This is a genomic window from Microbacterium sp., assembly GCF_044340635.1.
Lineage (GTDB): Bacteria > Actinomycetota > Actinomycetes > Actinomycetales > Microbacteriaceae > Microbacterium.
Window position 1 is genome coordinate 210,405 of the sequence record NZ_JBIITF010000004.1, and the last position, 24,900, is coordinate 235,304.

Here is a 24,900-nt window from a genome sequence, read left to right on the forward strand (position 1 = left end):
GGCCCGATCCCGAGCGCTTTTCTTTCGCTTCGGCAGGTGTAGGGTCGACGCTACGAAGGCGGCGAGGATGCCGTCACCCCCGAAAGTAGGTAGTGATGCTTACCCAGGATCGGACTGACTCAGAAGCTTCGGCGCTGACGGGCGCCGTGCGCGAATTGGCGCGCCGGACGCACTTTCCGGTGTCGTTCGGCGGACTCGTCAACGACGGCAGCGCGCGCATCGGCGCCATCTACGGCAGCCGCACACGCAGCCTCGACGGCCTCAGCGTTCAGGTCATGCGCGGACTCGGCGGTCGCGCCATGGCCGAGCTGCGTCCGCGCGCGACGCCCGACTACGGATCGGCGCGGCACATCACGCACGACTACGACCGGCACATCCTGGGCGAGGGCATCTCGACGTTGTTGGCGGTTCCCGTGATCGTCGGCGGGCGCGTGCGCGGGCTCCTGTACGGGGGTGCGTGGGCATCCGCGAACGTCGGCGAAGTGGTCATGAAGCCTGCGTTCCAGGTGGCGGATGCCTTGGCCACCGAGCTGCGTGTGCGCGATGAGGTCGAGCGGCGTCTGAGCGCCCTCGATGGCGCCACGGGTCCCGGCGCCGGGACAACCGGCGGCATCGGCGCCGGTGTGGCGGGCGTCACGGCGACGTCACCGACGCAGCATCCGTCATTGCCCGCGGCCCATCGCGAGGAGTTGCGCGAGAGCTACGCCGAGCTGCGCACCATCGCCTCGGCCATCACCGACCCGGCCGTCCGGGCCCGTTTGGAGCAGGTCGAGCACCGCTTGGCGGCACTCTCGGGGGATGACGACCCGCATCATCAAGCCGCCGCTGTGTCCCTCTCCCCCCGCGAAACGGATGTGCTCGCGTGCGCGGCGATCGGCGCCACGAACGCGCAGATAGCGACGCAACTCTCGCTGCGGGAGGGAACGGTCAAGGCGTACCTGTCGAGCGCGATGTCCAAGCTGGATGCGTCCACCCGTCACGCGGCCGTGACGAAGGCGCGACGAAGTGGACTGCTTCCCTGACGCCGCGCATTCCGACCGCACGAACAACCCACACACGATCCCGTTGAACACGGGCCACACGCGCTAAAGTGGCCTGATGGCCCGCAGAATCGTGCATCAGCTCGTCGACGACCTCGACGGCACCGTCCTCGACGCTGGAGAGGGTGAGACTGTCCTGTTCTCGCTCGACGGCATCGCGTACGAAATCGACCTCACCGAAGCCAACGCCTCGGCGCTGCGCGACACCCTGCAGCCTTACGTCGCAGCCGCGCGTTCCATCTCTTCCCGCACGTCCGGCTCGCAGACCGCGGGCTCACGTCCCCGCCGCCGGTCGGGTCAGCAGGACTTCGGCGCCATCCGTCAGTGGGCGCGCGAAAACGGCCACCAGGTCTCCGACCGGGGCCGCGTTCCCGCGAACGTCATCGAGGCTTTCGAAGCCGCACAGGAGTCCTGAGCGGCGCACGAGCGCAACATGGGAATTCCCTCCGTATGAGCGCGTGAGCTTGCATGCCGCTCGAATTCTCGGAATCGTTGCCACCTCGACGAACGGAAGGAGAGCAGCATGCTGACACTCACCGAGAACGCGAGCATGGCCGTCAAGTCCATCGTGGAGCAGGTACCCGACGCCCCGGCGGGGGGTCTCCGCATCCGCGACACGGGATTGGCCGAAACCGGATTCGAGCTCGGCGTTTCGCCGCAGCCCGAGACCACTGACGCGGTGGTGGAAGTCGAGGGCGCACGCGTCTTCCTCGACGCCGGCGCCGCACTGGCACTCGAGGACAAGATCCTCGATGCGCAGATGGAGCAGGACGGCTCCGTCCGTTTCGCTCTCGCCGTACAGGGCTAGACCCCCGTACGACATGACGCGGGCCCCGGTGCGAAAGCGCCGGGGCCCGCGTCGTTTGTCCCCCGCACCCCTGCGCTTATACACGGCTGCGAGCCGACCGGCAAGGGTGCTTACGACAGCGCCGCCCCGGGATCGAATGGTCCTCGGTCATTTTGCCGAGAGCTGTCAGGGGAATGTGTGTCGCAGTCGTCAGTCCTCACCGAGGGGCGCCCTGTCGCGCCCGGAACGAAACCCGCCGCGGGCATCAAGGACTCCGCCGAGCCGCGAACGATACGGGTCGCGTCGATCCCTCGGGGTCATGTGTACGTCCGGCATATCGACGCGGACGACGCCATGCCGGGTTATCCGCGTATCGAACGTCTCGCCGATCCCGATCCCGCGCAGCCGGGCCGGGCGGCCCAGTCTCAGTGGTGGCCGCCGGCGATGCTCGAGGCGGCGTGGGTCCGTTCGCACAGCGAGTTCGATCTCGTGCATCTGCAGTTCGGGTTCGACGCTCGGAGCCCCGAGCAGCTGCGCGAGTGGATCGAGGCGCTCGACGAGACGGGACGTCCGCTCGTCTACACCGTTCATGACCTGCGAAATCCCCACCACGACGACTCCGCAGAGCACGACGCTCAGCTCGATGTCCTCGTCCCGACGGCTGCCGCGCTGATCACCCTCACTCCGGGTGCCGCAGCTGAGATCCGTGAGCGTTGGGGTCGCGAAGCTCACGTGCTGCCGCATCCGCACGTCGTCGACGTCGACACGATGGCACGGATGGCACGGGGCGCATCACGAAGCGCGGGCGAGTTCCGCGTGGGCGTGCACGTGAAAAGCCTCCGCGCGAATATGGACCCACTGCCGGTCCTCCGCACACTGCGCAGCGCCGTCGCGGATCTACCGGGCGCGGTACTTCAGGTGAATGGGCACCGCGACGTTCTTCTGGAGGACGGGGCGCGATACGAACCGACACTCGCCGCCTTCCTGCGCCGGGCGGCGTCCGACGGCGAGATCGACCTGCGCATCCACGACTTCTTCGACGACGCGCAGCTGTGGGAGTACCTGGGATCGCTCGACGTCTCGGTGCTGCCCTACCGATTCGGTACGCATTCCGGCTGGCTCGAGGCATGTCGGGACCTCGGCACGGCGGTCGCGGCACCCACCTGCGGTTACTACGCGGAGCAGGGCGACGTGTTCTCGTATGAGCACGACGTGCGGGGCCTCGACGAGACTTCGCTCGTCCGCGCCATCCGAGAGGCCTATGACCAGGGGCGCGCAGAACCCCTGTCGATCAGCGCTCGGCGAGCGCAACGGATGCGCATTGCGCAGGCTCACGCGCGCATCTACGAGGGGTTGCTAGCATGAGGCGGCTGCGCGTCTGCCTGATCGCATCGAGCCGCTTCCCCGTGCGCGAGCCTTTCGCGGGCGGACTCGAGGCGCACATCCATGCGCTCGCCCGGAGTCTGCGCGACCGCGGGCACGAGGTGAGTGTCTTCGCGGCGCCGGGATCGGATCCCGCCCTCGAAATCCATCCCCTCGATGTCGAGGAGTTCGATGCCTCGAGCGCGGCGCGAGCGGATGTATCCGCTCCCCCGGATGCCTGGATGCGCGAGCATCATGCCTATCTTTCGCTCATGATCTCGCTCGCTCGCTCGGGCCACGAGCGATTCGACGTCGTGCACAACAACAGCCTTCATCACCTGCCCGTCGCCATGGCCTCGACCCTCTCGATCCCCATGGTCACGACACTGCACACGCCTCCGACGCCGTGGCTGGAGTCCGCGCTGAAGTTCGCGCCGACCCATTCAGCGTTCGCCGCGGTGAGCGAATTCACGGCAGAGCAATGGAGGCATGTCGTCGACGCGGTCGTCGTCCGCAACGGCATCGACCTGACGCGCTGGCCGGAGGGGCCCGGCGGCACGGATGCGGTGTGGTTCGGTCGCATCGTGCCGGAGAAGGCACCGCATCTCGCGATCGATGCCGCACGGCGCGCGGGTATCGCCATCAACCTGGCGGGTCCCGTGTTCGACAACGACTACTTCGCGCGTGAGATCGAACCTCGCCTCGGGTCGGGCGTGCGGCTTCTGGGACATCTGCACAGCTCACAACTTTCTGAGGTGGTTCGCCGCGCACGGGTCACGGTGCTCACGCCGCGGTGGGAGGAGCCGTACGGGCTCGTCGCGGCCGAGTCGATGGCAAGCGGCACGCCGGTGGCCGCCTTCGCCCGGGGCGGTCTGACTGAGGTGGTGGGCGATGGCGGTGGGTTCCTGGCGGGGCCCGACGACGTCGATGAGCTTCCGCGTACGATCGTGCGGGCAGCCGAATTGCCGCGCGCCGCGGTGCGGGCACACGCCATGCGGTACCACTCGCTCGACACCATGGTCGCGCAGTACGAATCGATCTACACACATCTCGCGTCCGATAGCCGCGCCGCGTGATCGGTTACTACATTCACCACCACGGCCGCGGTCATCTCTCGCGGGCCACCGCCATCGCGCGCGAGCTGGGAGAGAAGGTGACGGGGCTGTCGTCGTTACCGCGGCCCGATGATTGGCCCGGCGATTGGGTGCACCTGCCCCTCGACGACGCGACGCCGCCACGGGATCCGGAGCCCTCGGGGCGCCTGCACTGGGTACCTCTCGGATCCGTTGGACTGCGGCAACGGATGTCCGCCATCTCGGGGTGGCTCGGCGCGCATCGCCCGCGCGTCGTGGTCGTCGACGTTTCGGTCGAGGTGTGTCTGCTCGTCCGCCTTCACGGCGTGCCCGTCGTGACGTTTGCCCTGCCGGGGCACCGTGCCGATCCGGCGCACGAGCTCGGCTTCGACGTGGCGACGACGATCCTCGGCGCGTGGCCCCGCGAGGCGGCCGCTGACATCGTCACCGGCCTGTCCGCTCGCGTGATGAAGCGCATCATCCCGGTCGGGGGCATCTCCCGGTTCGCTCCGTCAGACGACGACGCTCGAACGGACCGAATCCCCCGGGTCTTGGTGCTCTCGGGGGCGGGCGGGGGTGACTTCTCGGCGCTGTCGATCCAGGAGGCAAGCCGTTCCACCCCGGACTGGGAGTGGGCCCATCTCGGTGGCTCGTCCTCGACCTGGGTCGCGGATCCCTGGCAGCACCTGCTAGCGGCCGACGTCATCGTGACGCACGCGGGGCAGAACGCCGTTGCCGAGGTCGCCGCCGCGCGCAGGCCCGCCGTGATCATCCCCCAGGACAGACCGCATGCCGAGCAGCGGACGACGGCACGCGTGCTCGATCAGGGCCCGTGGCCCGCGGTGGTACTGGACGCGGTTCCCGACTCGGGCTGGTCCGACATCCTCGAGCGCACGCGGCGGCTCGACGGCAGCGCCTGGCGGGCGTGGAACGACGGAGAGAGCGCCGCACGGGCAGCCCACCACATCCGCCGCACCGCCGAGATCGCGGAGAACGATTGATGCGCACGGCGATCGTCACGATCGCGCACGGCCGCCACGATCACTGGCTGATGCAGCGCGCGGCCCTCGCCCGGACGGACGTCGCGTTCGACGAGCAGGTCGTGGTCGCGATCGCCGATCCCGCTTTCGAGACCGTAGCCCGACGGGTGCGAGATACGCCGACGCGAGTCATCCACCTCGATGCGCACGCGGAGGGCCTGCCGCTCGCGGCCGCGCGCAACGCCGGCGCTCGAGCGGCGCTCGGCGCGGGAGCCGACCTGCTCATCTTTCTGGACGTGGACTGCCTGCCCGGCCCAGAACTGGTCGGCGGATACGTTGACGCGGCCACCGCTGACGCGACGCGCGGGGCCCTGCTCTGCGGTCCCGTCACGTACCTCGACCCTCCCGGCCCGACCGGGTACGAACTCGAGCTCCTGGATGACTACGACTCGCCGCATCCGGCGCGGCCCGCCCCGCGGCGCGGCGAAACCCTGCTCGGTGGCCCTCACGAGCTGTTCTGGTCGCTGTCGTTCGCGCTGGACGCCTCGAACTGGGCGCGGATCGGCGGCTTCTGCGAGGACTACGTCGGCTACGGCGGCGAAGACACGGATTTCGGCCAGCGCGCCCGCTCATCCGGCGTTCCGCTGGCGTGGGTAGGGGATGCGCGCGCGTACCACCAACACCACCCCACGACCGATCCTCCGGTGCAGCATCTGGACGCGATCCTGCGCAACGCGGCCGTCTTCGAATCCCTCTGGGGGTGGTGGCCGATGCAGGGATGGCTCGACGGATTCGAACGGGCGGGCCTCATCGAACGTGAAGCCGCGGGCACCTACCGCCGCACCAGCACGGGGTAGGACCGGTTAGGCGGGGGCTGGATCGCCTCGGTCGGCATCCACCGGGTCCGTGCGGAAGCCGCTGAGTTTGTGCGTGCCGTCGCACCACGGCTTGATGAGCGAGGCTCCGCACCGGCACAGGGCAACGGTGCGCCGCTGAGGCTCCAAGACGAGACCGTCGGAGTCGACGATCTCGACGTGCCCGCGAACGATGAGCGGACCGTCCGGATAGGCCTCGATGGACGGAGTTCGCGCCGCCGAGTCGTTGCTGCTCGTCATCCGCCCGCCCTCACACATCGCGGAGCGAACTGCGGCCGCTCTCGAAAGCCGCGAGCATCTCGTCCCCGACCCAGCCGTCGACGGTCAGGCAAGCGGCAGCGCCGAACATGATGTCTCCGAGAAGATCCGGTCGATCCTCGGCGAGTCCACCCGCAAGGTCTCGCCCCGCGATCTGTTCGTGCACCGCGTCGGCTTCGACATGCTCGTCGAAGTAGTGAGTGGCTTCGGGTCCGAAGCCGAGGCGCCGGAATCCGTCGCCGTACATGCGGTTCGGCAGCGACGAGGTCATCTCGAACGCCGCGAGATGACCCACGATGGCGCCGACCAGGCGTCGATTCAGACCGAACATCGACATCATGTTCAGCGAGGCCAGGGTGACGGCCGGCACGGCGTCCAGATACGCACCGTAGGTGTCATCGAGCCCTGCCGCGCGCACGGTTCGCGCGAAGATCCGCGAGTGCATCCGCGAGAGGTCGCCGCTGCCGTACTCGTCCGACTGGATCTCGACGAGGGCCGCCTTCGACGCGCCCGTCAGGCGAGGGATCGCCCAGGAGTGCGGGTCCGCCTCGCGAAGCGTGTAGACACTGCGCTGAATCAGGAACTCGCGCAGCTGTTCGCCCGTCGCCTTCTTCGCGACGAATCGCGACAGGCTCGGACCCGGTGTCGGCGCGGTCAGCGCGAACAGGGCGCGCGCGACCCCGTCGCGGGTCGGTACTGGTGGCGCGGGCGTCTCGACACGCTCGCGCAGCATTTCTTCGAAGGCGCGCTCCAGCATGCCGCGCGTGGCGATGAGCATGGGATGCCACTCCCAGCCCGCGTCGATGACGTCGAGGGATCCGTAGTGGCTGGCGTAGAGCAAGAACAGGGCGAGTTGGACGTCGTCGTCGCGGGCCAGGTCGGATGCCTCGGCGAGCGCCCGGGCGGCGAACCCGACCACATCGCCGATCTCGGCCGTAGCGGGGTTCTGTGCCATCAGATCCATGAGGTGGGCGCTCAGAGGTCCCCGTGGTTCGAACGGACGGGCCTCAAGGAATGTGTCTGTGGCGACGATCGTGTTCACGTGGTCCATCGTCCCCCGCGAACGGGCATCGCCAGGGGGGCTTGACAACAAACCGCGCGTGCGAGCTGCGCTCGTTCCCCGCTCGGCCACACCCACAGTGCGCCCGCGTTATCGCACAGGCTCGCCATCCTGGCAAGCCCCAGCCCGGCCGCGGACGAGGCGCGTATGAGTTCGTCAGGCGGCGGTCCGATAGGTCGGGCAAAGCCAAGGTCGAGGGCAACCCCCTTGCGGTAGGGCTCATCGCCTTCGGCGTGGGATTGTTGGCGGCGACGCTGGTGCCTGCTTCCTCTTCCGAGAAGAAGTTCGCCGCCACGGCGCGCGAGAAGGCCCAGCCGCTCATCGACGAGGCCACCGACGCGGCCCGCGAGATGGGCGCCAACCTCAAGGAGCCGGCTCAGGATGCCGTCGCCGGTGTCACGGAGTCCGCGACCGAGGCGGTCGATCACCTCCGCGACGACGTGAGCACAGGCAAGGACGAGGTCACCGGGAGCGTCCAGGACGCCCGCGACCGCGTCGCCGAATCCTGACCCAACCGGTCCGTGCCCGGACGGCAGCCATGCCGCCGTCCGGGCACCCGGTTCGAGGAGACGCCATGAAGGCCATCACCGAGCGGGTCGTGCGAACCGTTCGCCGCGCGTGAATGAACGACCCCTGGAAACGAGTGAATGGCCTCGGAAAACAGGTGAACGGGGTGTGGTTGTCAAGCCCCCGACATTCGTTCCGAGCGCCGCCTAGTGTTGCACCACTCCGTCCTGACGGGCGGTGCGATCGACACGAGGAGGAACGCTATGAGCGGAAACACCGGCGATACGCACAACAGCCACGGCGTCGCAGAACAGGGTGCACCGGGGGCGAACGGCGAGGCCGACTCGGCTTCGGGCGGTGCGCCTGAACAGCCCGACACGACAGACGATCAGGGTCGTCCCGTGGACAACCCGTCGGGAGGATGAGCTGTGAACGCAGACGACAAGACCCGCTTCGCCGCGGGTGAGAACGACGAGGGCCCACCCCCGCCGCGGTCGACGGATCTGCCGGACTCCGGCCTCTCGGAAGACGATGCGGTCGGGAAGGACCGGTCCTACAGTCCGGCGAGTGAAACCGAGACCGAGCACAAGCAGGACGATCCGCTGCCCGAAACCATCGATGACGACATCGACGAGGACGACATTCGCGTCGTGCCTGGCACCGGAGGACCGGACGATGTCGGCGATGTCGACGTCGACCCGGCCGACCTGAACATGCCCGGCCGCTCGTAAACACCGCGTCCGAGAGCGGACCTCCGCACCCACCCACGAAACAACTCCGAAGGAGCAACACCCATGAGCCAGATCATCGAGACCATCGACGTCGACGTTCCTGTCCGTACGGCCTACAACCAGTGGACGCAGTTCGAGTCGTTCCCGCACTTCCTCGACGAGGTCGAATCGATCACGCAGAAGGACGACACGCACACGCGCTGGAAGGTCAAGGTCGGCGGTGTCGAGCGCGAGTTCGATGCCGAGATCACCGAGCAGCACCCGGACGAGCGCGTTGCGTGGAAGAGCACGGGCGGCGACACCCACCACGCCGGCGTCGTGACGTTCCACAAGCTGAGCGACAACGAGACGCGCGTGACCGTGCAGATCGACTGGGAGCCCGAGGGCCTGCTCGAGAAGGCCGGCTCGCTGATCGGTGTCGGCAAGCACGCCGTCAAGAAGGACCTCGAGAACTTCAAGAAGTTCATCGAGTCCCAGGGCACCGAGACCGGTGCGTGGCGAGGCGACGTCGAGGCGTAACCCTCACGGGAGCTTCGGCTTCCCTGTACTGAATCGTCGCGAATGGCGGGTGTGGATGTCTCACACCCGCCATTCGCGTCGCGCGAGCCACTCTCGGGCGCCGGGAGCGCCGTGTCCGCACGTCTGCGGCCTGTCCCGCTGACAGAATCAGCTCATGCCGAGCTGGCTCCTCTTCACCATCATCGTCGTGGTCTTCTCGCTTATCGCGACGTGGATCGTCCGTCGCCTGCTTGATGTCGAGGTGGGATGGGTGCGCACTTTCCTCACCGCCCTCGCCGTCTTTCTTCTCGCGTCGCCGGTCGCCATCTGGACGCTGAAGGAGGCCGACGTCTACTCGGACGGACGATTCGTCGCGTCCGGAGGAGTGGCGATCGCGTTCGTCGCGCTCACCGTCGGCTGGATGTTCGCCGCGGTCGTGATCGCCGTGCTCACGCTCGAGTTCCTGTGGCCCTCGCACGGATGGCGCAATCCGATCCGAGTCGTGCGGGACGCCATCCGCCGTCGCGACCGAGCACGGCGCTATGCGCAGATCGTGACGATCGGTTCACGCCATGGCCTGACGTTCTACGAGCGTCGACGCCGCGGGGACGCGGAGTTGCCCACGGCACTCGTCTCGGCGATGAACGAGGCAGGGGTGACATTCGTCAAACTCGGTCAGGTGCTCTCGTCCCGTGAGGACGTTCTGCCGCCGGCTCTGATCGACGCGCTCTCGACCCTCCAGATGGACTCGTCGCCGATCCCCTGGCCAGAGGCCCAGGCGGCCATCATCGATCAGCTCGGTGCGCCCATCGAGCAGGTTTTCGCCGAGATCGACCCCGTGCCCCTGGCCGCGGCATCCGTGGCGCAGGTCCACGTCGCGCGTCTGCGGAGCGGCGAGGACGTCGTGGTCAAGATCCAGCGACCCAGAGCACGTGCGCAGGTCACGACCGATCTCGACATCCTGGAGCGGCTCGCGTCGGACGCCGAGGCGCGCACGGACTGGGCCAAGGACTACGGTCTGCACGCCCTGTTCACCGAGTTCGCACGCGGCCTGCGCGAAGAGCTCGACTACCGAACCGAGGTCGCCAACAGCGAGATGTTGCGCGCGGCGATCGCCGGCTCGCGCGATTCGCACCTGCGCATTCCTCGACTCTTCCGCGAGCACTGCACCGACCGGATGATCGTGCAGGAGCTCGTGAAGGGCACCCCCTTCAGCCGCCTCCGGCCCGGGATGCTCCCGGACGACTTGGCGGTCGAGATCGCCGATGGTCTGGTCGACGCGGTGATCGACCAGATCGTGGTTCGCGGGATCTTCCACGCGGATCTGCACCCGGGCAACCTCATCCTCGACGACGACCGCGACGGGGACGATGCGACCACGATCACCCTGATCGACTTCGGGGCGGTGGGCATCGTGGAGAGCAGCATGCGGCGACTGCTCGTGCCGATGCTGGTGGGGATGGCGAACGAGGACGACGTCGCGGTCACCGACGTCGCACTGTTGATGTGCGGCCGGCCGGATGGCGAGTTCGACGCGGTGGCGTTGCAGCGCGACATCGGTGTCATCCTCACGCGCCTACACAACTCCCGAGCGGACGAGAACGTCTTCCGCCTCTTGCTCGACGTCTTGCGACGCAACCGGATGGCTCTGCCACCGTCGCTTCTTCTCGTCTTCCGCACGCTCGCCTCGCTCGAGGGCACGCTGCGCAAGCTCGTTCCGGGCTACGACATGGTCGGGCGCGCGCTGCACATCGCGCCGCGGTTGGCGCAGTCGCTGCTCTCGCCCACCAAGGCGCTGCTGACCGCGCAAACGTGGTCTGCTCTCCTCATCGAGCAGTCGCGCAGACTCCCGCGACGACTCGAGAATCTGACGCAATCACTCGACGACGGCACGCTATCGGTGCGTCTGCGCACGTTCGAGAGCGAAGAGGAACGCTCCTGGGTCGACAGCCTCCTCGGTCGCGTGACGATGACCGCGATCGGCATCGCGCTGGTGATCGCGGGCATCATCCTGAGCGTCGACGAGGGCGGTCCGATGCTCACGGACGACGTGCCGGCGTTCGCTTTCGTCGGCAGCGTCATGGCGCTCGGCGGACTTCTGCTGCTGCTGCGCAGCCTCCGCGCGGCGCTCCGACGCGCGCGCTGACCGGGCGCCTGTTCGACGGGACGTTCGGCCCCCACAGAGACGTCCCGGACGGTGGAGGCTGAGAGCGATGGCAACGGAAGGAAGGACCATGAACACCCTGATCGTGTACGAATCGCTCTTCGGCAACACCCGGCTGATCGCGGAAACGATCGCCCAGACGCTCCGGGCGTCCGGCGATGAGGTCACCGAGGCATCCGCGGCGGAAGCGCCCGCTGATGTGACCGGCTTCGACCTGGTCGTCATCGGTGCCCCGACGCACGCGCACAGCCTTCCCCGACCCTCGTCCCGAACCGAGGGAGCGAAATGGGCCGATGACCCTCACAAGGATCTGACGCTCGAACCGGGGGCCCTGCAATCCGGTGTCCGGGAGTGGCTCCAAGACGTGACCTTCTCCGAGCCGAAGCCCCGATTCGCGGCCTACTCGACGCGCGCCGACACGCCGCGTATCTTCGCGGGCGACGCCTCCGCAGCCATCGGGCGATTGCTCGGCAAGCTCGATGCCCGGATTGCCACGCACGAAGCATTCCTCGTCGATTCGGGCAGCCGGTTGCTGCCGGGCGAGCAGCAGCGCGCCCGGGAGTGGGCGCTGACCCTGCTGCCGGTGCGATCCGACCGGGGCTGAGTGTTCCGCGGCCTGCGCGTCCGGGTTTCGGCAGGTCCTCCGCTTCGCTACACGACTCGGTCAGCGCTCGAGGCGAACAGTTGGGCAACGAGCGTGTCGGCGAGCCACCGCTCGAACCGTTCCGGCGACCAGCCCGAGTCCATGACGAGTTCGCCGAAGACCCCGCCGGCGGCGTAGGCGCGGAAGACAGCCTGCGCGTCGGCGAGCGACATCGATAGATCCTTCTCGACTGAGGCGATCAGCGCGTCCATGACACGGTTGCGGCCACGCAGCTTCGCGCGAAGGACCTCGCGCGTCTCCGCATCCTCGTCTATAGCGGAGTCCAATATGCGCACCACGTCGAAGTCGGTCGCGTAGAGGGTGCTCAGCCACCGGGCGGCGCCGCGCAGCCGCCGGAGGGGATCCGGATCGGCGAGGATTTCCCGGGCCAGAGATCGGGCACCAGCCCGCTCGAGCCAGATTTCGCAGATCAGATTCAGGATCTCGCGCTTCGCGCCGAACGCGGCGTAGACGGTCCTGTTGCCCACCCCGGCACTCTCCGCTATCGCGGTCATGCTCGTCGCCGCGTAACCGTCCCGTGCAAACAGTCGCTGGGCGGCCTCCGCGATGCGCAGCCGCGTCGATTCCGCTTGCGACTGTCGGTACGACAGCGCGGGGGTCTTGACGGTCGGGTCCACGAGGTCCAGACTAACGACTGCGTTGAATGCAGCGTCACTGCGCTCAGTGCATTATTAGTGCATCTAACGAGAGGATCGTCATGAATGATGGAGGGGCCGGCTCGCCGGCAGTGCGCGTTCTCGAGCGGATGCTGCACGAGGGGTTTGCCGGCGGCAACCAGGACATCGTCGACGAGTTGTGCGCGCCGGAGATGATCGAGCATCAGTTCGGCCTCGCCGGCACAGGCGCCGACGCGATCGCGAAGATCAAGCAGGGCATCGCCGATGTGCATCGCGGCATGCCTGATCTGACCTTCACGATCGAGGACTGGGCCGAACACGACGACATCGTGTGGATCCGCGCTGAAGGAACTGCAACGAACACGGGCCCGTTCTTCGGTCCGCCCACCGGAAAGCCGGTTCACTTCACCGTCATCGACGTGGCCCGGGTGGGGGATGGGCGCATCGTCGAGCATTGGGGCGTACCCGACCGGTTCGCGATCCTCATGCGTCTCGGTCGGCTGACCGTACCGTGATGCGTTTGGGGACGCATCCGGTCCTGTCGTCAGCGTCCCCTCTCGGGTAGATTCCGGTCAGCGCGATCGCGATCAACCTCGAAGGGTCCCGGATGCCTGACACCACCTGCCACGTCTCGATCTCGCTCGACGGATACATCGCCGGGCCGGACCAGAGCCTCGACAACCCCCTCGGCAGGGGCGGACTCGCGTTGCACCGGTGGCACCTCGGTGACGCGCGAGCCAACGCAGCCGATGCAACCGCGAGCGCCTGGCTGGGTCGTCCGCGCGGTGCGTACGTGATGGGCCGCAACATGTTCGGGCCGATCCGCGGTGAATGGGACGAGGACTGGCGCGGATGGTGGGGCGCGGATCCGCCGTATCACGCACCGGTTTTCGTGCTCACGCACCACCCGCGACCGTCGATCGAGATGGAGGGTGGAACGACCTTCCACTTCGTCACGGACGGCTTCGACGCCGCATACGCGCGGGCTCGAGAGACGGCCGGTGACGACGGTATTCATATCGCCGGCGGAGCGTCGACCGTTCGGCAGGCGCTGGCGGCCGGTGTCGTCGACGAGCTGACCCTGGATATCGCGCCCGTTCTGCTCGGGTCCGGGGAGCGAATCTTCGATGGGACGGATGCCTTCGCCTTCGAGCCCGCCGAGGTCTTGCACTCGCCGCTCGCGACGCACATCCGTTACGTGCGCACGGGCTGAGCGCGCCACCCGGCACCATGCTTCAGACGCAACACCCTCCGCGGCGTCGCCGCACGAGGCACTCTCCGCCCGGCATAGACCACCCCACCCCGCAAACGCGCGGCGAACGCGAACCACACAGTCACGGCGCGCTCGAGCATCCAGAACGGTGTCCAGAGGATTGTGTCGGCCGGGAACCGCGTTGCGCCGCCATCCCGACGACGACCGAACTCTGCGATCGCGATCGGCATCAGCCCGAACGCCAACAGCGACGATCGCGCTTTCCGCGCCAGGGCGAACGCGAACAGCGGCAGGATCGCGAGCTCCACCATCAGGCGCGCGGGCTGCGCGAAGTCGTCGTAGGCCTGCCTGACACGCTGACCCCGGAAGTGGCGGCTCGTGGGGGGAATTCGCGGGACGAAGATGTCTCGCGCCACGACCACCTGCCCACCCGCAGCGCGAATCGTCCGCTCGAGTTCCAGGTTCTCGAACAGCACATCCGTGTCGTACCCGCCCGCATCCTGAACAGCGGAGCGACGGATGCCGAGGGTTCCGCCGAAGTCGCCGCCCAGCGCGCGACCGACCAACATCCGTGCCGTGTCCCATCGTGCGTGCCACGGATGCGCGGTGTAGATGTTCTGCGGGCGCACCAGGTCCGCCCGATCCAGCCGACCCAGCACAGCATGCAGGCTCTCGTCGTCGTAGCGCACGTCGTCATCCGCGATGATGACGTGCTCCCACCGTGCGACATCGAGGCCCGTCATGACTCCTCTCGCTTTGCCGTTGAGGCCGGCGTAGTGCGGGGCACGGTGCTGCACCCCGGCGGGGAGAGCCTGGTGCAGGGCGGTGAAGAGCGGACCATCCGACGCGTCGACGACCGTCACATCCACTCTTCTGCTGAGCCAGTGGATGTACCTCAGCAGTTCTTGCTCGTCCTCGCGACCCCGTCGCAGGATCGGCAGGACGTATTCCGCCTCGATGTCCGGCAGGTGACTCGGCCCGAATCCGCAGTCTCCTGGCGCTCGTTCGTCCACGCTCGATAACCCATCCCCTCCACGAGAACGGTCACCGCGAACGGCGTGACGTGCAGAGCCGGAGGGGCCTGACCTCGGGGCCTGCCCACGAAACGCACGCTCGATGCGCATGGCGGCCTCAGTCGCCATCGTCACCGGGGATGGGAACGAGTGCGATGGGCACTCCCGCATCCAGCCAGAGGTACGCCTCCCGCCGAGCGCCCTCACCGTCGTTCACGAGGAGCCATCCGCCTGCGCCGCGAAAAGACGCAACCTCAGATTGGATATCGGCGAGCTCTCGTCCGCCGATGCTGAACAGGCTCCCGTTGTAGAGCACGTCAATGCGTTTCATATGCCACCTTCACGTTCGAGAGTCTCGACGAGCGTCTTGCGCCGATGACGAGCTGCTGATGCACCCCCATCTTGAAGGAAAGCGAGCTTGTCACCGGACCGGGTTCGGGTCTGGGGGGTTGACAAACGGGTGTTGGCGCGAGCGAAGTGTCTCGAATCCCCGACTCAGGGGGTCGGCCTCCGGCGCGTGTCTAGCGCGCGATCTTCGTTTGAGCAAGGCCCGCCCCAGAAGCTCTCTCGGCGCGTATAAATGCACGTATGAAGGTGATCAGCTACGCCGGGGGCGACTACATGACGGGCGATGACATCGCCCTCGCACTACTGGAGCTGAGCGAGGGTCTGGCCAATGCGGATGCGTCGCAGACCGTCGGGATACCGATTCTGCACGAGGACGGGTCTCGGGGTACGGCGACGTTTCTGGTCGGCCCCGCCAGCCAGATCGTCGCGGTAGACATAGACAGCGAATTCGACGAGCTGATCGACGAAGGGGCGGTTACGGATCTGAAACGCCTCACGGTCGCTCTGAATTCGGTCGCGCGAACCGAGACGGAACGAGAGCCCACGGGCTGGGCGGATGCTGACGACTACTAGGTGAGGATTGCGGAGCGCGAGCCGTCGCCCGGCGACGCACGCACCACGGATGCTTGTTCGTGCTCGCCGCACGATCGTGCCACCTCATCCAGCGCGTCGCGCAGAGTCTCGAAGTTACTCACGTCGCGACGCTCGCGCACCCACACGACATCGACGCGGTGATCTCGGTGCTCAATGTAGGCGATGACCCGCCGCGCGTCGTCGTCCGACAGATCTGGATCCCTGGCGACCCACGCGCCGTGACCGACCCAGACGAGTTCCGGGTTGCGCGCCTCGGCGCCCGGACATTCGGTAGGCATCTGCCCCTCCCTAGGTGCATCCGCATCGTCGCGGATCCAACAGATTCACCGTGGACCACACCGGCGGATTCGGCGCGGGGCTTGACGACGAGCGAGCGAGTAGCTAGTCGCGAGATGACGGGCTGAACGGCCTGCCCGGGCAGTACGCCCGCTCGACGAAACGCTCGACGCGCCCGTCCTCAGCGACGTCGAGCTCCCACAGGTCGACGTACTCCTGCTCGGGTTCGGAGTAGAGAACCTTCACACGGACGACCGCGTGAGACCCATCTGCGGTGATGGATTCGACGGCCATCGTGAAGGGTCGCGGGTCGTTCCACCGCCCGCATCCCGAGAGCGTAGGAGCGTCTGTTTGGAGGATCAATCCCCTTCCGGACGCCAGATCACCGCACGCCAGGCATCGAGTGTGTCGAGTTCATTCGCGCTCGACGGGCAGCCACAACTCGCAGGTTGCAGTACTGAAGTCGTCGGCGCGGTCCAGCACGGCGACGATCGAGGGACCGGGGCGGAGTCTCCAGGGGTTGGAGGGGAACCAGCCGGTTGCGGTTGCCGCCCACATCTCCTGCAGCGCCTCGGGGTACGCACCTGTTGTCCGGAAAACCGCCCAGCTTCCGGCCGGAACGTCGATGGTGTCGAGATCCGCGGGCACCGCTGTGGTGTCCGCGATGGCGACACCGTGCAGGTAGGTCAGGTCCGTTCCCTCGGTGTAGTCCGGATCCACGTCCGCGCTCACTTGGAGCAATCCCGCGGGGTCGGTGTCGCCCAGCGCTTTGAGCCGAGCGTGCTCCTCCGCGGGCAGCGAGGCGACGTGAGCCTGGATGTGCGGGTTGATGCCCTCGTGAATCAACGGCACGCGAGCGGAGTGGCCGATGAGGCGGAAGCCGGGCCGGTCGGCAATGCGGGTGTCCATCGTGGAATTCCCTTCTACGGTCAGGCGAAACCTGAGCTGCGGTTGGCTGCGAAGGGGGCCGCCATCGCGACGCACGTCGCTCGGACCCACACCGTGGACTGCCCGGAAAGCCCGGCCGAACGCCTCGGTTGAGCCGTAGCCGTATCGAACCGCGATGCCCAACAGGTCACCGTCACCGAGCACGTCCGCCGCCGCGACCGACATGCGGCGACGCCGGACGTACTCCGACAGCGGCATGCCCGCCAACGACGAGAACATCCGTCGAAGGTGGTACTCCGTCGTGCCGAGACGGGTCGCCAGCGAGGCCACGTCCATCTCGTCATCGAGGTGCTGCTCGATGTGCTCGATGACGCGATTGAGAACGGCGATCATGGCTTCCCCCTTACGACGTCCAGCATGCTCGTCCCCGCGCGTCGGTGCCCGATCGTTGAAGACCGATTCGGTCGGGTCTGCACGAGACCCGTGGTCGACTTCCTCAAGCTGGGCGCGGGTGATCTTCCCTGTCAGGACGGGCCCGCCGCATGATACGAGCCGTCGCCGTGGGGTCGAGTCTGTGCATGACCGATTCGGGCACGATCACCAGCTCCGCGCCATCCATCTCTTCGGCGAGACGATCGGCGGCGGTGATGAGAATGGGGAACGTCTGCGCACCGCGCAGGATCGTCACCTGCTGCGACACCGCCAGCATCTCGGGCGTCGGCGTGGAGAGTTCCGCCGCCAGGCGCGCGTCGTAGACGGTCGACTGCGCGATAGCGACGAGTCCCGCGAACATCGCGCTTTGGCGGATGGACTCGACCATCTCGCGGGGCAGGCCTACGCCCTCGAGCTGGAAGGTCACGACTGCCTCGTCGCTCTGCCCCTCATCGACGAGCCGCTGAAGGCGGTCCGCGAGCGGGGGTTCCGGATCGCCGATGTCGAAGTGGAACGGTGGTTCGGAGAGAAAAAGTGCACGGATCGAAGCCCCCCGCGAGGCTGCGAACAGGGCGAGGATGGCCCCGGACGAGTGGCCGAGGACGAACGCGTCGCCGCCGATCGCCGCGATCACCGCGGCGACGTCGTCGGCCTCGTCCTCCGGGGTCGACCCGCGCTTGTCGCCGCTCGCTCCGCGGCCGCGTCGGTCGAGCGTGACCGCCCGGAAGCCGACCTCGACGAGAGCTGCGGCGAGCGCTCCACCGTCGGCTGCCGTCGAGAACGCACCGCCGACGATGACGACCGGCGGTCCCTCGCCGATCTGATCGAAAGCGATGACCGTCCCGTCCGCGGAAGTTGTCGTCTCCATGCCGTCACCCAACCACGAGCCGCCGACGCCGACAAGGTCGGCTTACCCTGGGGAAGGCCGCCAACCGAAGGAGCCCGCCGTGACTATGGAGAATCAGGATTCTTCCGCCGAGAGCATCCCGGCTCCGGACGAGCCGAGCGTTCCCGAGATCGTCGAGGACGAGACGGTTCCGCCCCGGCCCGAGGAAGACATCGCCGACGTTCTCCGGGCGAAGCCCGACACCGAAGACCACGCCGAGCACGCGGACTGACGCTTCCGGGCCAACGGGACGATTGCGGCCGTGTCCCTTGACGGGGCCAGTTCAGGGGGCAGTGTCTACTCGACACTAGCCACCTCCCACCCGCTGGCAATTCTGGGTGTCGTTCTGATGATCGCCCGCGCCGGCGCGATGTGCGTGCAGATCAATCTCACCGTCGGATGACGCTCCGCATACCAACGCGCGAGGCCAGCGCGGCGATCAGGCCCGCTCGCGACGGTTGCGGGCCCGTCATTCCGTTGCTCGCGCGGGCCGATATCGCACCGCGATCGCACCGGAGCGGAACTCGTGGCGGTCCACGAGCTCGAGAGCGATGCGCTCGCGCAGACCGGCGAGCAGCGTCGGCCCGTGTCCGGCGAGGACGGGCTGGACGAGGAACAGGTACTCGTCGATCAGTCCCCGATCGGCCAACGCCAGCGGCAGCGTCACGCCGCCCACGAACAGGCCCTTTCCGGGCTGCTGTTTCAGTCGCGCAACCGCTTCCGCCAGGTCGCCCGGCAGCAGCTCGGCGTTCCAGTCGACCCCGCTCAGCGTGCTCGACACAACGTGCTTCTTCGCCCGGTCGATGGTTTCAGCGAACGGGACTTCCCACTCTTGCATCCAGTCGGGCCACCCGCCCGTGGTCGGCCGCCGCCACGCGGCCTCCATCATCTCGTAGGTCACCCGGCCGAAGAGGAGCGCATCCGCTCGTTGCATCTCTGTGACCCAGTAATGCATCGACTCGTCGTCGGGTGCGACCCCCGCCTCGTGATGAACACAGCCGTCGAGCGTGACATTGATCGCGTACCGCAGTGGTCTCATCTGTTGCACTCCCTCGATACAAGCAAGCACGGCAAGGCACGCCACGGCACGTCGCTTCGGACGGTCTCAATCTATGCCCGGCACCAATTCTGAGCGAGGAGGGATGCCCGATCCACGCAGAGGCCGACGCAGACCCGTCAGTATCATTCGATTCATGGTCTTTGCGAATGCTGGTTCCCTCGGCGCTGTCCCCGGCAAGCGGGACGCTCTCGTCGCTCACCTGACGCGGAGAAGCAGCGCCCTCGAGGAGGTCGGGTGCCTCGCCTACGAGGTCGGCACGAACACAGACGATTCCGACACCGTCTACGTGATCGAGTTGTGGGAAAGCGCTGACGCCCACCGTCGATCGCTCGCGCTGCCAGAGGTTCAGGCCTCGATCGCCGAGGCGCGGCCGATGCTCGCAGGCACGTTCGGGGGCTTCCAATTCGAGGTCGTGGGCTCGCCGCTGCGGGATTGAGCACCGCCGTTTCCCCACGTCAGGAGCGAACCCGGACTCCGAATCCGCGGGGCTTCAGCCGGCCCGGGTGAAGACGCCGAGCCCGTTCGGCTCCTGGTGCTCGCCGGGGAACTTGTTGAAGTACGTCAGGGTGACCCCGGTGATCTGACCACCCTCGCGGACGAAGACCGCCGACGAGAGCGACCCCGGCAGTGCGTTCTCACCGGTCGGAACGAACGACATCGTGTCGCCGTCCCACGGATCGATTTCGAACGTGTAACCGCCCTCGGGACCGAGCGCACCCGTGAGAGTGCCGTTCTCGTCTGTCACGACGAAGTCGCCGAAGTACGGGCTCGTGTACGTCCCGACGTAGTCGGCGGCAGGTCCCGCGGCCGCGGCCCCCGTGGGAGGATTCTCGCCGACGAGGTCGCCCGCGGGGTCGGCGAAGCCGGCGAACCGCTGGGGCCAGAGCTCGAGCCAGGGTCGCGTCTCTTCCCCGAACTCGATGAGGTCGACGAACTCCGAAGCGATCGCCTCAGGTACTCCCGACGGCGCTCCGTTCGTGAGCACGACGATGCCGACGTTCAGGTCGGGGATCATGGTCGCGTTCGTGGCGGTGCCCCACCCGAATGCTCCGGAGTGGTTGATGTTCACGCGGCCGGTCACGGTCGAACCGACGTTCATGCCGAAGCCGTAGTGCGAGGTGCGCGACGTCAGGTTCTGGGCATCGCCGCCGGTGATCGAATGGGCGGAATAGGTCTTCGCGAGCACGAGCGGGTCGATGAACTCCGCGCCGTCGACCTCGCCATTCGCCAGCACCATGTTCATCCACTTCGCGATGTCACCGGCGGTGGAGGCGACACCGCCGGCGGGAGCCTCGGCATCCGCGTCGCGGTCGAAAAGCTGCTCATACTGACCATCGCCGGTGCGTGCGTGCATCGCTGCGCGATCCTCCGCGGCGAGGTATTCGTCGTGGATGGTGGTGGTCGACGTCATTCCGAGCGGCTCGAACAGCAGCTCGTGCGCCGTATCGGCCCAGGTCTGCCCGCGCGACGCGGCGACCGCCTCGCCACCCACCGTGAGCCCGAAGTTGGAGTACTGGTACGTGTCCCGGAACGACGCCAAAGGGATCTGATCCATGTGGGCCATGATGTAGTCGACATCGAAGCCGATGTCTTCGAGTTCGTCGCCGCCACCGGTCGGGATGCCCGTGCGGTGCGAGAAGAAGTCGGCGATCTTCGCGTGCTCGGTCACGTACGGATCGTTGAGCGCGAAGTCGGGCAGGTACTCGATCACCGGATCTTCCCAAGACAGATCGGCGTCTTCCGTGATCGCCTTGGCCACGATGCTGGATGACAGGGGCTTCGACAAAGACGCGATCTGGAACACGGTATCGACGTCAACGGTCTCGTTCGTCGTCATGTCCCGCACGCCGTATGCCTCTTCGAACACGACCTCGCCGTTCGAGACCACGGCGACTGCCGCGCCGGGCACACCCGTCTGCTCGAGCGCCTTCTCGATGAACTCGGGAAGCGCCTCGACGGCGACCGACACCGCCGTGTCGCGATCCGTGTAGAGCTCGACGACGTCCTGGCTGGGTGCCTGCCCGAGGGCGACGGCCAGCGCGCTTGCGGACGCCTTGTCGTCGTCCGACGCGAAGGTACACCCCGTGATTCCCAGCGCGAGTGCTGCCACCGTCGAGACGGCGAAGACGCGGACGATGCTCGTGCTCGTGCTGCTGCTCATACCGTTCATGTGGCTGGCTCCCGTCGAGTGTGTGGTGGCGGACCCATGGCTCCCTACGTCCACTTACGAAGCCATGGGCCCCGATCCCCCTCTGTCAGTGTGAGTGGACGGAACCGGACACGACAACCTCCGCTTCCGGTCACGACCTCAAGAGGACGTCCGGATGCGGTCACATGCGCCATGATGGTGTGCACACGCGCCCCGCCGAAGGTGGATATGGAAGATAAAGCCCTGCTCGAACTGATCTATCGCAGCCGCCCCGAGACGGTGGCGGAGCTCGCCACCACCGCCCACGCGGATGAGGGCGAGACCGCCGACGCCGTGGCGCGGCTGGCACAGACAGACGCAATCTCGGTGCGCGATGGCATGATCGCGTACGCGACGCCCGCGAAGTGGACGTCCGTCGCCGTCAAACGCGAGGTGCGTGCGATGCGCCAGTCGGCGGACGAAGCGGCTGCGCGAATCGAGGCGCTCGTTGCAGATATGCCGGCTCTGCTGCGCCACTGGGCCGTGGGCGAGGCATCCGGTGACATCGTCCCCGTGTTCGTGAGGCACGGTCCGCAGGCGGCGGAAGACCTCTGGTACGACATTGCACGGGAGCAGAGCGACACGGCCTGGGCGGTACTTCCCGATCTCGAACGTTTCTTGCAGACCGACCCCACACGCGCCAGCCGTTTCGCGGAGGTGTTCGCGGGCCGTCGCTCGGTGCGAGCACTCGTCCCGCGTTCGATGGCCGACAACCCCCGCCTGGTGGCGATCGCCGAGCGCTACGCGGCCGTCGGGGTGGAGTTCCGTCTTCTCGACGACCTGCCGAGCTGGTTCTGGATCGACGGCGAGGTGCTCGCCTTGCCGATCGAATGGGGCGAGGGGTGGCCGGCGAGTGTGGTCGGGGTGCGGAGCGCATCTCTCGCCGAGCTGGGGCGCTGCCTGTTTCTCGAACTCTGGCGACGTGCCGAGCCCGTCGGCGGGTTGGAGGAGCCGTGGGCGCCGCTTCTGGTCCTCATGAAGCAGGGCATCACTCTCGACGCGGCGTCTCGCCGTCTGGGCATCAATCCGCGAACGGGTCGGCGGCGCGTTGCGGCGGCGATGGAGCAGTACGGCGTTTCGACGCTGTTCGCCCTGGGTGTCGCGTGGGCTGCGGATGGGAAGCCCACCGCGCGCTGAGCCGCCGCGCCGGGAGCGGGAGCCGCGTCGAAAGCGGCCGCGCAACAGCACGAGCGCAGCAACTGATCAGGATTCGAGAAGCGCTGGCGGATGGCGCGTCGTAGCGTGATCGTGGGCGCTGGACCCAATCCGAGATCGAACAGGAGTGAGCATGGCTGAGAAGACCGCCGGGCTGTCGAAGGATGAGCGTGAAGCCGTCAAACAGCGCGCCGCCGAACTGCGCGCGCAAGAGAAGGCGGGCAAGTCCCGCGCCGCCGGCGAGAAGGCGGTTCGCGAGGCCATCGCCGCGATGCCCGACGACGACCGGGTTCTCGCCGAGGGAATCGACCGCATCGTGTCGCAGGTCGCCCCGCACCTCATGCCGAAGACCTGGTACGGCTTTCCCGCGTATGCCGACGACGCGGGAAAGATCGTGGTGTTCTTCAAGGCCGCCTCGAAGTTCACCACGCGCTACGCGACGCTCGGGTTCGAGGAAGCGGCGCAGCTCGACGATGGCGACCTGTGGGTCACCTCGTTCGCCATCATCACGCTGACGCCCGAGACGGAGCGGACGATCGCGGAGCACATCCGCAAGGCGGCGGGCCGAGAGTAGAACCAGGACCGAGGTTCCGATGACGCCGCTCTACATACTGGTCGGCGCGGCGGAGGGGGTCCTCCGCGCATCGTCAGGATGACCCGAACGGGCCTTACGGTCGCCCGTCCGCGGCGCCAGGCTTCGGGGTATGAGTGACTTCGAGTATCAGGCGGCCCTGGATCGTGCCCACGCGCATTCTCTCGAGTGGATCGGTTCGCTCGGCACGAGAGCGATCACCGCACGGGTCGGGATGGCGGAGATCGAGACTCATCTCGGTACGCTGCCCGACGGTCCGACCGAAGCGGCCGTCGTCATCGACGAACTCGCACGAGCAATCGAACCGGGTCTGGCGGCGCACGGCTCCGGGCGCTTCTTCGGGTTCGTCATCGGCGGAGCGCATCCCGTCGCGATTGCGGCGGACTGGCTCGTGTCTTCGTGGGATCAGAATGCCGGAATGCTCTCGCCCACGCCCGGTGTCAGCGCCACCGAGCGGGTCGCGGGTCGTTGGCTGCTCGACCTGCTCGGATTGCCCGGTGACGCATCCGTGGCATTCGTCACCGGCGCGACGACCGCAAACCTGACTGGGATCATGGTCGGCCGCAGCGCCCTGCTCCGTCGCGCGGGGTGGGACGAAGACCGTGGGCTCGCGGATGGTCCGCGCATCCGAGTCCTCGCAGGCGCAGAGGTGCACACATCGGCTCTGCAAGCCGTGCGGTACGCCGGCCTGCCCCGGCCGGAACTCGTCGCCGTCGATGATCAGGGACGGATGCTGCCCGCAGCGCTCGAGGCTGCTCTCGAAGCCGCCCCCGGGCAACCAACGATCGTGCTCCTCCAAGCGGGCAACATTCACTCCGGCGACAGCGACCCCTTCGATGCGCTCATCCCCGCTGCCCACCGCCACGGTGCATGGGTGCACGTGGACGGGGCGTTCGGGCTCTGGGGCGCGGCCTCGCCGGCGCTGCGCCACCTGACACGGGGAGTCGAGCTCGCCGACTCCTGGGCGACCGATGCTCACAAGACTCTCAATGTTCCTCACGACAGCGGGGTGGTGATCGTGCGAGATCGAGCAGCTCACCGTGCCGCAATGTCGATGCACGCGCCGTATCTCGCCCACTTCGATGACGGTGGAGGAAACCCCTACGAATATGTACCCGAAATGTCCCGGCGCGCTCGTGGCGTTCCGGTGTGGGCGACGCTGCTAGCCCTCGGGCGCTCAGGCGTTGCAGACCTCGTCGATCGATTGAGCCTTCGAGCGCGGCAGCTCGCCGAGGGGATCGCGGCGATTCCCGGTGCGCGCATTCTCAACGAGGTCGTCTTCACCCAGGTGGCGATCGCGTTCGAGCACGACGAGCGAACACGAGCGGTGACGGACGCGATCCTCGCGGACGGCGAGGTGTGGATGTCGGGATCCGAGTGGCATGGCAGAGCCGTGCTGCGGCTATCGGTCTCGAACTGGCAGACGAGCGAGCGGGACGTGCACCGCGGCATCGAGGCGGTGCGTCGCGCTAACGCTGTCGTGGATTGAAAACGAAGAGTGTAATCCACAACTGCCCGTTTGTCTGTAGGCCGAAGTACCGACAGCGCGATAGAGCATCAACTACATAATGTCAAGGGGTGTGCTGCAGCCGCGGCGCCCTGATACACGGAGGACCCGCCCCCCCATGACGATACTCCT

The 24,900-nt window shown here is 67.4% G+C and carries 32 protein-coding genes; 21 read left to right on the forward strand and 11 right to left on the reverse strand.

All coding sequences use genetic code 11. From position 1 onward, the window contains the following. Positions 1–95 precede the first annotated feature (95 nt). The 7 genes from ACIQ0W_RS05745 to ACIQ0W_RS05775 all read left to right on the forward strand — a co-directional run bounded on the left by ACIQ0W_RS05745 (position 96) and on the right by ACIQ0W_RS05775 (position 6,099). Positions 96–1,022 carry a LuxR C-terminal-related transcriptional regulator gene (locus ACIQ0W_RS05745; RefSeq protein ID WP_396641830.1) on the forward strand — a complete coding sequence of 309 codons (927 nt, stop codon included), beginning with the start codon at positions 96–98 and terminating at the stop codon, positions 1,020–1,022. A gap of 76 nt (positions 1,023–1,098) precedes the next feature. After that, on the forward strand, positions 1,099–1,455 hold the full coding sequence (locus ACIQ0W_RS05750; protein WP_396641831.1) for an Lsr2 family protein: 357 nt from the start codon (positions 1,099–1,101) through the stop codon (positions 1,453–1,455). A 108-nt stretch (positions 1,456–1,563) separates the two neighbouring features. Next, on the forward strand, positions 1,564–1,848 hold the full coding sequence (locus tag ACIQ0W_RS05755) for a Fe-S cluster assembly protein HesB (RefSeq protein ID WP_396641832.1): 285 nt from the start codon (positions 1,564–1,566) through the stop codon (positions 1,846–1,848). A gap of 177 nt (positions 1,849–2,025) precedes the next feature. Continuing rightward, positions 2,026–3,192 carry a glycosyltransferase family 1 protein gene (locus tag ACIQ0W_RS05760; protein ID WP_396641833.1) on the forward strand — a complete coding sequence of 389 codons (1,167 nt, stop codon included), beginning with the start codon at positions 2,026–2,028 and terminating at the stop codon, positions 3,190–3,192. Beyond that, the gene (locus tag ACIQ0W_RS05765; RefSeq protein ID WP_396641834.1) at positions 3,189–4,265 is read left to right on the forward strand and encodes a glycosyltransferase; all 1,077 of its coding nucleotides are present in this window, start codon (positions 3,189–3,191) and stop codon (positions 4,263–4,265) included. Before ACIQ0W_RS05760 ends, ACIQ0W_RS05765 begins: the two co-directional genes overlap by 4 nt. Further along, a complete protein-coding gene (locus ACIQ0W_RS05770) occupies positions 4,262–5,263 on the forward strand; it encodes a glycosyltransferase (protein WP_396641835.1) in 1,002 nt (333 codons plus the stop codon). Before ACIQ0W_RS05765 ends, ACIQ0W_RS05770 begins: the two co-directional genes overlap by 4 nt. Next, positions 5,263–6,099: a galactosyltransferase-related protein gene (locus ACIQ0W_RS05775; RefSeq protein ID WP_396641836.1), complete on the forward strand. Its 837-nt coding sequence runs from the start codon at positions 5,263–5,265 to the stop codon at positions 6,097–6,099. Before ACIQ0W_RS05770 ends, ACIQ0W_RS05775 begins: the two co-directional genes overlap by 1 nt. A gap of 6 nt (positions 6,100–6,105) precedes the next feature. On the opposite strand, the gene ACIQ0W_RS05780 is transcribed toward ACIQ0W_RS05775, so the two are convergent. Next, complete coding sequence (locus ACIQ0W_RS05780) at positions 6,106–6,357, reverse strand: CDGSH iron-sulfur domain-containing protein (RefSeq protein ID WP_396641837.1); 252 nt, start codon at positions 6,355–6,357, stop codon at positions 6,106–6,108. A 10-nt stretch (positions 6,358–6,367) separates the two neighbouring features. Beyond that, the gene (locus ACIQ0W_RS05785) at positions 6,368–7,330 is read right to left on the reverse strand and encodes an iron-containing redox enzyme family protein (protein ID WP_396641891.1); all 963 of its coding nucleotides are present in this window, start codon (positions 7,328–7,330) and stop codon (positions 6,368–6,370) included. 362 nt (positions 7,331–7,692) lie between these two features. On the opposite strand from ACIQ0W_RS05785, the gene ACIQ0W_RS05790 reads away from it, so the two are divergent. From ACIQ0W_RS05790 to ACIQ0W_RS05815, 6 genes are all read left to right on the forward strand, one after another. Continuing rightward, positions 7,693–7,944, forward strand: coding sequence for a hypothetical protein (locus tag ACIQ0W_RS05790; protein WP_396641838.1), 252 nt, complete (start codon positions 7,693–7,695; stop codon positions 7,942–7,944). A 261-nt stretch (positions 7,945–8,205) separates the two neighbouring features. Then, positions 8,206–8,367, forward strand: coding sequence for a hypothetical protein (locus ACIQ0W_RS05795; protein WP_396641839.1), 162 nt, complete (start codon positions 8,206–8,208; stop codon positions 8,365–8,367). Positions 8,368–8,370: 3 nt separating this feature from the next. Continuing rightward, the gene (locus ACIQ0W_RS05800; RefSeq protein ID WP_396641840.1) at positions 8,371–8,673 is read left to right on the forward strand and encodes a hypothetical protein; all 303 of its coding nucleotides are present in this window, start codon (positions 8,371–8,373) and stop codon (positions 8,671–8,673) included. Between the two features lie 63 nt (positions 8,674–8,736). Further along, positions 8,737–9,192, forward strand: coding sequence for an SRPBCC family protein (locus ACIQ0W_RS05805; RefSeq protein WP_396641841.1), 456 nt, complete (start codon positions 8,737–8,739; stop codon positions 9,190–9,192). 154 nt (positions 9,193–9,346) lie between these two features. Further along, positions 9,347–11,317, forward strand: a complete 1,971-nt coding sequence (locus ACIQ0W_RS05810) for an ABC1 kinase family protein (RefSeq protein WP_396641842.1) — start codon at positions 9,347–9,349, stop codon at positions 11,315–11,317. A gap of 88 nt (positions 11,318–11,405) precedes the next feature. After that, a complete protein-coding gene (locus ACIQ0W_RS05815) occupies positions 11,406–11,939 on the forward strand; it encodes a flavodoxin family protein (RefSeq protein WP_396641843.1) in 534 nt (177 codons plus the stop codon). A 47-nt stretch (positions 11,940–11,986) separates the two neighbouring features. On the opposite strand, the gene ACIQ0W_RS05820 is transcribed toward ACIQ0W_RS05815, so the two are convergent. After that, positions 11,987–12,616, reverse strand: coding sequence for a TetR/AcrR family transcriptional regulator (locus ACIQ0W_RS05820; protein WP_396641844.1), 630 nt, complete (start codon positions 12,614–12,616; stop codon positions 11,987–11,989). Between the two features lie 80 nt (positions 12,617–12,696). On the opposite strand from ACIQ0W_RS05820, the gene ACIQ0W_RS05825 reads away from it, so the two are divergent. Then, entirely contained in the window at positions 12,697–13,131 is a 435-nt protein-coding gene (locus tag ACIQ0W_RS05825) for an ester cyclase (protein WP_396641845.1), read from the forward strand. A gap of 92 nt (positions 13,132–13,223) precedes the next feature. Then, entirely contained in the window at positions 13,224–13,829 is a 606-nt protein-coding gene (locus ACIQ0W_RS05830) for a dihydrofolate reductase family protein (protein WP_396641846.1), read from the forward strand. Here the strand turns inward: ACIQ0W_RS05830 and ACIQ0W_RS05835 are convergent. Together ACIQ0W_RS05835 and ACIQ0W_RS05840 are read right to left on the reverse strand one after the other, a co-directional pair. Beyond that, on the reverse strand, positions 13,811–14,842 hold the full coding sequence (locus ACIQ0W_RS05835) for a glycosyltransferase (protein WP_396641847.1): 1,032 nt from the start codon (positions 14,840–14,842) through the stop codon (positions 13,811–13,813). The two genes, ACIQ0W_RS05830 and ACIQ0W_RS05835, sit on opposite strands and share 19 nt — an antisense overlap. A gap of 118 nt (positions 14,843–14,960) precedes the next feature. Further along, a complete protein-coding gene (locus ACIQ0W_RS05840) occupies positions 14,961–15,173 on the reverse strand; it encodes a hypothetical protein (protein WP_396641848.1) in 213 nt (70 codons plus the stop codon). Positions 15,174–15,430: 257 nt separating this feature from the next. Here ACIQ0W_RS05840 and ACIQ0W_RS05845 point away from each other — a divergent pair, with 257 nt between their 5' ends. Continuing rightward, positions 15,431–15,763, forward strand: a complete 333-nt coding sequence (locus ACIQ0W_RS05845) for a hypothetical protein (protein ID WP_396641849.1) — start codon at positions 15,431–15,433, stop codon at positions 15,761–15,763. Here ACIQ0W_RS05845 and ACIQ0W_RS05850 read toward each other — a convergent pair. The 4 genes from ACIQ0W_RS05850 to ACIQ0W_RS05865 all read right to left on the reverse strand — a co-directional run bounded on the left by ACIQ0W_RS05850 (position 15,760) and on the right by ACIQ0W_RS05865 (position 18,248). Beyond that, positions 15,760–16,062 (reverse strand): hypothetical protein, encoded by a 303-nt coding sequence (locus ACIQ0W_RS05850; protein WP_396641850.1) that lies wholly within the window; start codon positions 16,060–16,062, stop codon positions 15,760–15,762. The genes ACIQ0W_RS05845 and ACIQ0W_RS05850 overlap by 4 nt on opposite strands. A gap of 103 nt (positions 16,063–16,165) precedes the next feature. Then, positions 16,166–16,354, reverse strand: coding sequence for a hypothetical protein (locus tag ACIQ0W_RS05855; protein WP_396641851.1), 189 nt, complete (start codon positions 16,352–16,354; stop codon positions 16,166–16,168). Between the two features lie 120 nt (positions 16,355–16,474). Beyond that, positions 16,475–17,341, reverse strand: a complete 867-nt coding sequence (locus ACIQ0W_RS05860) for a GyrI-like domain-containing protein (RefSeq protein ID WP_396641852.1) — start codon at positions 17,339–17,341, stop codon at positions 16,475–16,477. A gap of 103 nt (positions 17,342–17,444) precedes the next feature. Then, positions 17,445–18,248 carry an alpha/beta fold hydrolase gene (locus ACIQ0W_RS05865; RefSeq protein WP_396641853.1) on the reverse strand — a complete coding sequence of 268 codons (804 nt, stop codon included), beginning with the start codon at positions 18,246–18,248 and terminating at the stop codon, positions 17,445–17,447. Positions 18,249–18,327: 79 nt separating this feature from the next. On the opposite strand from ACIQ0W_RS05865, the gene ACIQ0W_RS05870 reads away from it, so the two are divergent. Continuing rightward, complete coding sequence (locus ACIQ0W_RS05870) at positions 18,328–18,498, forward strand: hypothetical protein (RefSeq protein ID WP_396641893.1); 171 nt, start codon at positions 18,328–18,330, stop codon at positions 18,496–18,498. Between the two features lie 237 nt (positions 18,499–18,735). On the opposite strand, the gene ACIQ0W_RS05875 is transcribed toward ACIQ0W_RS05870, so the two are convergent. Continuing rightward, complete coding sequence (locus ACIQ0W_RS05875) at positions 18,736–19,305, reverse strand: dihydrofolate reductase family protein (RefSeq protein WP_396641854.1); 570 nt, start codon at positions 19,303–19,305, stop codon at positions 18,736–18,738. A gap of 154 nt (positions 19,306–19,459) precedes the next feature. Here ACIQ0W_RS05875 and ACIQ0W_RS05880 point away from each other — a divergent pair, with 154 nt between their 5' ends. Further along, positions 19,460–19,762 (forward strand): putative quinol monooxygenase, encoded by a 303-nt coding sequence (locus tag ACIQ0W_RS05880; RefSeq protein ID WP_396641855.1) that lies wholly within the window; start codon positions 19,460–19,462, stop codon positions 19,760–19,762. A 54-nt stretch (positions 19,763–19,816) separates the two neighbouring features. On the opposite strand, the gene ACIQ0W_RS05885 is transcribed toward ACIQ0W_RS05880, so the two are convergent. Next, a complete protein-coding gene (locus tag ACIQ0W_RS05885; RefSeq protein WP_396641856.1) occupies positions 19,817–21,487 on the reverse strand; it encodes a serine hydrolase in 1,671 nt (556 codons plus the stop codon). Between the two features lie 216 nt (positions 21,488–21,703). On the opposite strand from ACIQ0W_RS05885, the gene ACIQ0W_RS05890 reads away from it, so the two are divergent. The 3 genes from ACIQ0W_RS05890 (at position 21,704) to ACIQ0W_RS05900 (ending at position 24,750) form a co-directional block, all read left to right on the forward strand. Then, on the forward strand, positions 21,704–22,651 hold the full coding sequence (locus tag ACIQ0W_RS05890) for a hypothetical protein (RefSeq protein WP_396641857.1): 948 nt from the start codon (positions 21,704–21,706) through the stop codon (positions 22,649–22,651). A gap of 151 nt (positions 22,652–22,802) precedes the next feature. Next, positions 22,803–23,243, forward strand: coding sequence for a hypothetical protein (locus ACIQ0W_RS05895; protein WP_396641858.1), 441 nt, complete (start codon positions 22,803–22,805; stop codon positions 23,241–23,243). Between the two features lie 130 nt (positions 23,244–23,373). Beyond that, positions 23,374–24,750, forward strand: a complete 1,377-nt coding sequence (locus ACIQ0W_RS05900) for a pyridoxal phosphate-dependent decarboxylase family protein (protein ID WP_396641859.1) — start codon at positions 23,374–23,376, stop codon at positions 24,748–24,750. The last annotated feature ends 150 nt before the right edge of the window (positions 24,751–24,900 follow it).